Below are 1,149 nucleotides of genomic sequence, written 5' to 3' on the forward strand. Positions count from 1 at the left end.
CCAGGATGCAGCTAGGCAATGTACTGAACAGCAGATCATTGATCTGAAGCTAAATCTTGATGAGCAGGAAGCTGCCTGTCGTAGAAAGACCTACCTTGATATCGAGCGCCTTGACGAAGAATTACACGCAAAAATAGCGGAAGCAGCCGGTTATAGTGAAGTATGGGACGTTATTTATCCTGTACGTCTACATATCAACCGGGTACGGATGCTATTTCTTGAAGAGCAGCGTATTCCATCCATTATCAGTGAGCATGCTGCCTTGATAAGTGCTATTGAGGCTCGCGAACCGGCACAGGCGCTAGATGCCATGCAAATTCATCTCTCTTATATTCAGACGAACCTAGCCAAACTGGCTGATGCTTACTCGGAATATATTAATAGCTAGTAGTAATTGAAAGTTAACACCTAACAGGTCACCGCACACGGGACTACAGTGTTTCCCTCCTGTCAGGTTGCGCGGGGTCGGTGGCCGACAGATTGGAACTACGCACCGGGATAAGCCCCAGGAGATAGAACTAATCGGCCGCATTTTTTTCTACTGCGCTGAGCCCGCCTTTTTCATCGTGGGGCCGAACGATCGTTTTGAAGCCAGTGGCTGTCGGCACGAACCTGCCTCAACAACTTTTGTCTTAACAATTCGACTTGGTTAGGAGAAGCGCTATGCTCCATGATCGCAATAATAGGCTAGAAGTGTCCGGAGAACATAGGGCAGTCCAAGGATGGTATTCGTGAAGCAGGAGGGAACTCCTCGAGTTTCCTATGCACCCCTTTCGCGAGAAAGTGCGGCGTTCGACAGCGGCGCTGGAACGCAACTTGGCTTACCTGGGATTCGTCCGAATTCCTGCACGATTACCCCCTGGACGGCGTGGTGCTGGATACCGGCTGCGAAAAGACCACCCTGTTCTGCCTGATGGCGGCGCCAACCGTCAATATTCCCGCCATCATGCTTTCGGGCGGCCCCATGTTCAATGGATGGCGCGGTAATGAAAGTATCGGATCGGGAAGCATTATCTGGGCATTGTGCAAACGTTTGGCAGCTGGCGACATCGGCTACGATGAGTTTCTTTTTCGGGCCACCAAATCCGCGTCTTCCATTGGTCGAGGGAAATGCGATATATCAGTCCACGCTGAATGTCCGCTCTTGGT

Annotated in this window: 1 protein-coding gene and 1 pseudogene; both read left to right on the forward strand. The window is 51.0% G+C overall.

Features of this window, described 5'->3' with window-relative positions; translation table 11 throughout:
• Positions 1–388 (forward strand): FCD domain-containing protein (locus ACT3T7_RS18375; RefSeq protein WP_444631926.1); only part of this gene is annotated, 388 nt, incomplete at its 5' end.
• A 330-nt stretch (positions 389–718) separates the two neighbouring features.
• Positions 719–1,149 (forward strand): annotated as a pseudogene (locus tag ACT3T7_RS18380) (dihydroxy-acid dehydratase domain-containing protein); the annotation flags it as partial.

This window comes from Halomonas sp. 111 (genome assembly GCF_052379685.1).
Lineage (GTDB): Bacteria > Pseudomonadota > Gammaproteobacteria > Pseudomonadales > Halomonadaceae > Vreelandella > Vreelandella citrativorans.